We start from the raw sequence: 6032 nt of genomic DNA, 5'->3' as shown, positions 1-6032 counted from the left end.
AACTTTTGGGGGCCTCTACATTGCGTCTCAGCTTTTTGTGTTAAAAATTATGGAACCAATTGAAAATCGGTAACATATTACTTTCATTATCGTCGTCCGTCATCATTTCCGGATGCCATTGGATACCAAAAATCTTGTATGAGGATTTCCGTGTATCTACTTCAAATGCCTCAATCACGCCATCATCTGCCCAGGCTGTTGCCTTCAAGCTTGGCGAAAGATCTTCAATTACTTGGTGATGGTAAGTATTGACATATAATGCTTTTTTCCCATCAAATAAGTTTGCTAGAATACTGTCCTTTTCAACATTCACAGAATGGTGAGGGTATTGCATACGACCCCATTCTTGAATGTGTTGTACGGCACTGGCTTGGCCGACAGGGTATTCGCTTAGATCTTGATATACGGTTCCGTTTAGTAGGATGTTAATTAACTGGAAACCACGGCAAATACCTAAGATAGGAATGTCCTTCTTGACTGCGGCTTCAAATAAGGCGCGTTCCCAACGATCACGTGGAGGATAGACATTTCGCAATTTAGGCGACGGTTCACGGCCATACAATAGGGGACTGACATCTTGTCCGCCTGTAAAAACAATCCCGTCCAAGTGGGCAACATATTGTTCTGCCAAAGATAAATCCTTTTGTAGGGGAATGATGATTGGCATATGTCTCGCTTTGGTTAAACTTGCACTATAGCCATGTGGGGAATAGTCGCGCATAAATTCGTCCCAGTCATGTTCTAATGCATTGTGATTGCCGGTGACGCCAATTAATCGTTTATGTATAGGTGCTTTTTTATTCATAGTGTCACTCCAGACTTTAGTGTTCCAGACTATTATACCAACAAAGATAGGGTCAAGGTCAAATCAGACTACTTTGAGCGTGATAGTTTGATATGTTAGCGTATGATAGAAAATAAACATTACAAATGATGTAAATCTTATGACAATTCCATGAGACTAGTGGTATATTAGGTCATAAGAAATTGTCAATCGACAGAAACGTTCAAGGAAGAGGGAAATACGTATGAGTTTATCAGTGAATCTACCAAGTTTTACAATTGGCCCGGATGCCTACGATGAGATCGGCAAATATGCTGGTTTTGCCGGTAACACAGTTGCCATTATTGGAGGGGAAACGGCATTAGCTAAGAGTCTTGACCGCTTGAAACCAGCGATCGAAAAAGCTGGCTTAACCATCACAACAATCGAATGGTATGGTGGCGAAGCTTCTTACGGTAACATTGACCGTTTAGTAGCCCTAGAAGACGTGGCAAAAGCTGATATGATTTTTGCAGTTGGTGGCGGTCGTGCGATTGATACTGGAAAAACAGTTGCCGATAATTTAAGTAAGCCTGTATTTACTTTCCCAACAATTGCGTCAAACTGTGCGCCAACATCTGCCGTATGTATTCTATATTATGATAACCATGAGTCAGCGGGTTCTTATCGAATCGATGCACCGGCTGTACATGCCTTTGCAGACACGACAATCATCGCTGAAGCCCCTGAACAATATATCTGGGCAGGAATAGGTGATGCCCTTTCTAAAGAGGTAGAGGCGTCATTCTCTGCACAAGGTCGAGATTTAGCCTACAAGAATGCTATGGGTGTCCATATCGTTCAAGGTACCAACGAACGCTTGATGGCCAATGGTGTGGAAGCATTAGCTGCAGCAAAAAAACATGAATTATCCCCAGCAATCGATAATGTTATTTTAGAAATCTTGGGTACAACTTCATACACCTCTGTATTGGTTGATCATGCCTATAATGGGCATTTTGCACATTCATTCTATTACGGCGTGACTGTTTTACCACAAGGTGAAAAGCACTTGCATGGGGAAATCGTATCTTACGGTGTTTTAGTAGTATTGCAATTAGCTGGCGAAACTGAGCGATTAACCAGATTACGTAACTTCATGATTGAAGTTGGCTTACCAACATCACTTGCAGCATTAGATATCACTACAGAAGAGGACTTAGCCCTTGTTTTAGATAAAGCAATGACCACTGACCACGTAGATGTATCGCCATTCCCAATCGATCGTCCAATGATTGAAGATGCAATCAAAGCTGTAGAAGCTTTAAATGATTAATAGATGTCTTCCCTGGGTTTTCTTGCTCAGGGATTTTATTTTTCTATTTATGATAGGGTATAGTAGAATTAATGTTGAAATCTTGATATACTTGCAGTCTGAAAGCAAGAAATATACGAGAATCTCTTTTCTAAAGCTTGAAAAAGTGGTACTATTGAGTAGTTGCTTTACAGTTCTAAATATCAATTACTATATAAAACGAAGAAGACAAGCAAATGCCAAGAATAATCGCGGTATATTGTCTTATTTTTTTGAGAGGAGCCCAATTAAATGGATTTAAAACAACAAGTAGCTCAGGTGATTCATTCGAGCATTGAGACTTCATTATCAATTGAAGAAATTCAGAATCTTTTAGAAATTCCAAAACACGATGGTCATGGAGATATTGCTTTTCCAACTTTCGTATTTGCAAAAGAATTACGCAAAGCACCACAAGCAATTGCCCAAGATTTAGCACCACAAATGCAAGGTGAAATTGTTGACCACGTTGAAGCAGTTGGACCATACATCAACTTCTTCTTAAATCAAACTTTGATTACCCAAGCAATTCTTGAAGAAATTTACCAAGCAGGTGAACACTTTGGTGAATTAGCGATTGGTCATGGTGAAAACATCACAATTGACATGTCTAGTCCTAACATTGCGAAACCAATGTCTATGGGTCATTTACGCTCTACCGTTATTGGTAATGCTATTGCCAATATTGCAACAAAAGTTGGTTTTAACCCAATCCGTATCAACCACTTAGGTGACTGGGGTACGCAATTTGGTAAATTAATTGTGGGTTATAAAAAATGGGGTTCTGAAGAAGCCGTTCGTGCAAATCCTATTTCTGAATTATTGAAATATTACGTGAAATTCCATGAAGAAGCTGAAAAAGATCCAAGTCTTGAAGATGAAGGACGTCTATGGTTTAAAAAATTAGAAGACGGCGATCAAGAAGCTTATGAATTATGGGATTGGTTCAAAAATGAATCATTAAAAGAATTCCAACGCATCTACGATATGTTGGGTGTGAAATTTGATTCATACAACGGTGAAGCATTCTATTCAGATAAAATGCCTGCAGTTATTGATGAATTAGAAGCACAAGGCTTATTGAAAATTGACCAAGGTGCAACAATTGTTGACTTGGAAGCTTACAATTTAAATCCAGCATTGATTAAAAAATCTGATGGTGCCAGTTTATATATCACACGTGATTTAGCAACAGCCATTTACCGTAAAGAAACATATGACTTCTCGCAATCATTATATGTTGTAGGGAATGAACAAAGTAACCACTTTAAACAATTAAAAGCTGTTTTAGAATTAATGGGTTACGATTGGGCGAAAGACATTAACCATATTCCATTTGGTTTGATTACACAAGATGGTAAGAAATTATCAACGCGTAAAGGTAATGTCGTATTACTTGAAGAAGTATTAAACGATGCCATTGATTTAGCCTTAAAACAAATTAATGAAAAAAATCCAGACCTAGCGAACAAAGAGCAAGTAGCACATCAAGTTGGGGTTGGGGCTGTTATTTTCCACGACCTTAAAAATGACCGTTTAAACAATTTTGACTTTAACTTAGAAGAAGTTGTTCAATTTGAAGGTGAAACAGGTCCATACGTTCAATATGCAAATGCACGTGCACACTCAATATTGCGTAAAGCAAACTTTGATCCTGCAGCGATTGCTGAAGGTAGCCAATTTAACTTAGAAAGCGAAGAAGCCTTCCAAGTATTAAAAGAATTGAACCGTTACCCTGAAATCGTAGCTTCTGCTTATGAAAAATATGAACCAAGTGTAATTGCCAAATATTTATTAAGCTTGTCACAACAATTTAACAAATACTACGCACATACACGTATCTTAACTGAAGATGAACAATTAACTGCACGTTTAGCATTAGTATATGCGATGACGAAAGTAATTGAATCAGGTCTAGCAATTTTAGGTGTAGAAGCACCAACTGAAATGTAATCTCTACATATTATGGAAGATGTTGGGACAAAATCCCATTTATGGACGCAAACAATTCGTTAAAAGAGTTGTTTTCGTCTTTTTATTTGGACAATTATATATTTAACTAAGCTAAAGAAGAGAACATTTCTTTCTATGAATTGTTCTTTTCTTTTTTGTTTGCTATAGGTAACATCCTAAAGTTTAGTTCGCTTAGGCAGACAGGTCTTCACTTCAGATTAGTTTGCTGATGACTACCATCATTGGCGACACTAGTCTTCCAGTGTTTGGGTCANTCCACTTCGGAAATATTTGCAGCAAGCTGCGCTTGCTACTGCATATTCCCTCCAGTGCTACCAGTCAAAACGCCCGCGCTCGCATCCTAATTTTTTCTTTCATGTGATTTTAAGATAGCGCTTGAATTTTCATCTTTCTTTGCTTATAATAGTGAAAGCATAAAATCCTATGAAGATGAGTGGTCGGAAGACCGTTTATGTTTATACATGAATAAAAGCGATTCTAAAGGTCAACTTGCGAATGACCTTATTTTTTTGGGAAAAAATGGGGAAAGAACAGAAAAGAAGGAGATGTTTGTTATGGCGATTAAATCTAGACCACTTTTATTAGATGTAGAGGAAAAACCCTCATTAGTTAAAGGGTTATTATTGAGTTTTCAACATGTTTTTGCAATGTTTGGAGCAACAGTATTGGTGCCGATTCTTTTAGGAATGCCCGTATCTGTTGCTCTTTTTGCGAGTGGGATTGGGACACTGATTTATCAAGTGGCAACCCAAGCAAAAGTACCAGTTTACTTAGGTTCATCATTTGCATATATCACAGCAATGCAAATTGCAATTAAACAAATGGGTGGCGATGTTTCAGCGGCCCAAACAGGTGTTGTTTTAGCAGGTATTAGTTACGTCATTGTTGCGATTGTCGTTTCTATGATTGGAACTAAATGGATTGATAAATTATTACCACCAATTGTTATTGGTCCAATGATCATGGTAATTGGTTTAGGCTTATCTGCAAGTGCAGTAACAAATGCCGGATTTGTTGAAGGTGGCGAAGTTCGAAATGTAATTGTTGCAGTGGCAACCTTCTTGATTACAGCTTTCGTTCAAACACGTGCGAAGGGTTTCTTTAAAATCATTCCGTTCTTGATTGGTATTATTGGTGGTTATATCATCGCAGCCTTATTCGGTTTGGTAGATTTCCAACCGGTAATTGATGCACCTTGGTTCTCAATTCCAGATTTATACTTACCATTCGAAACAAGTATGTTTAATTCTTATGATTTGTACTTTGGTCCAGAAACATGGGCAATCTTACCAATTATCTTAGTAACCATTTCTGAACATATTGGTGACCATACTGTTTTAGGTAAAATTGTAGGCCGTAACTTCTTAAAAGACCCAGGTTTAGCGCGTACTTTAGTTGGTGATGGTGTGGCTACTGCAGTTTCAGCTTTCATTGGTGGTCCTGCAAATACTACTTACGGTGAAAATACTGGGGTTATCGGTTTGACTCGTGTTGCATCTGTTTCCGTAATCCGTAACGCTGCGTTTATCGCGATTATCTTAGCTTTCCTAGGTAAATTTACAGCCTTAATTTCAACTATTCCTAGTGCCGTAATCGGTGGTATGTCTATCTTACTATACGGTATTATTGCAAGTAACGGTTTGAAGGTTATGATTGAAGATCAAATCGACTTCAACCAAGTACGTAACTTAATTATTGCGAGTGCCATGTTAGTAATCGGTCTTGGTGGTGCAGTATTAGACTTAGGTTTTGTCACTTTATCAGGTACAGCATTATCAGCTATCGTTGGTATTTTATTAAACTTAATCTTACCAGCAGAAGTACCTTATGAAGAAGATACGCACGTTAAAGAATAAGCTTTTAAAGCTTTTGTAATAAAGACAAGACGACACAAAAAGCGCTAGCTTCCTGATAGAGGAGGTATAGTGGACCCAAAAAGTT

At 38.1% G+C, this 6032-nt stretch carries 4 protein-coding genes; 3 read left to right on the top strand and 1 reads right to left on the bottom strand.

Translation table 11 applies throughout. The annotated features are described in order from the left end of the window. Positions 1 to 40 precede the first annotated feature (40 nt). A complete protein-coding gene (locus EF384_RS09200; RefSeq protein WP_123781378.1) occupies positions 41 to 805 on the bottom strand; it encodes a gamma-glutamyl-gamma-aminobutyrate hydrolase family protein in 765 nt (254 codons plus the stop codon). Positions 806 to 1028: 223 nt separating this feature from the next. On the opposite strand from EF384_RS09200, the gene EF384_RS09195 reads away from it, so the two are divergent. The 3 genes from EF384_RS09195 (at position 1029) to EF384_RS09185 (ending at position 5947) form a co-directional block, all read left to right on the top strand. Further along, complete coding sequence (locus tag EF384_RS09195) at positions 1029 to 2099, top strand: iron-containing alcohol dehydrogenase family protein (protein ID WP_123781376.1); 1071 nt, start codon at positions 1029 to 1031, stop codon at positions 2097 to 2099. Positions 2100 to 2369: 270 nt separating this feature from the next. After that, positions 2370 to 4070: an arginine--tRNA ligase gene (argS, locus tag EF384_RS09190; RefSeq protein WP_123781374.1), complete on the top strand. Its 1701-nt coding sequence runs from the start codon at positions 2370 to 2372 to the stop codon at positions 4068 to 4070. A 575-nt stretch (positions 4071 to 4645) separates the two neighbouring features. After that, positions 4646 to 5947 (top strand): uracil-xanthine permease family protein, encoded by a 1302-nt coding sequence (locus EF384_RS09185; protein ID WP_123781372.1) that lies wholly within the window; start codon positions 4646 to 4648, stop codon positions 5945 to 5947. Positions 5948 to 6032: the final 85 nt, after the last annotated feature.

The sequence above is a fragment of the Aerococcus agrisoli genome, assembly GCF_003797145.1.
Classification (GTDB): Bacteria; Bacillota; Bacilli; order Lactobacillales; family Aerococcaceae; genus Aerococcus; species Aerococcus agrisoli.
This window is presented reverse-complemented; position numbering and strand designations above follow the sequence as displayed.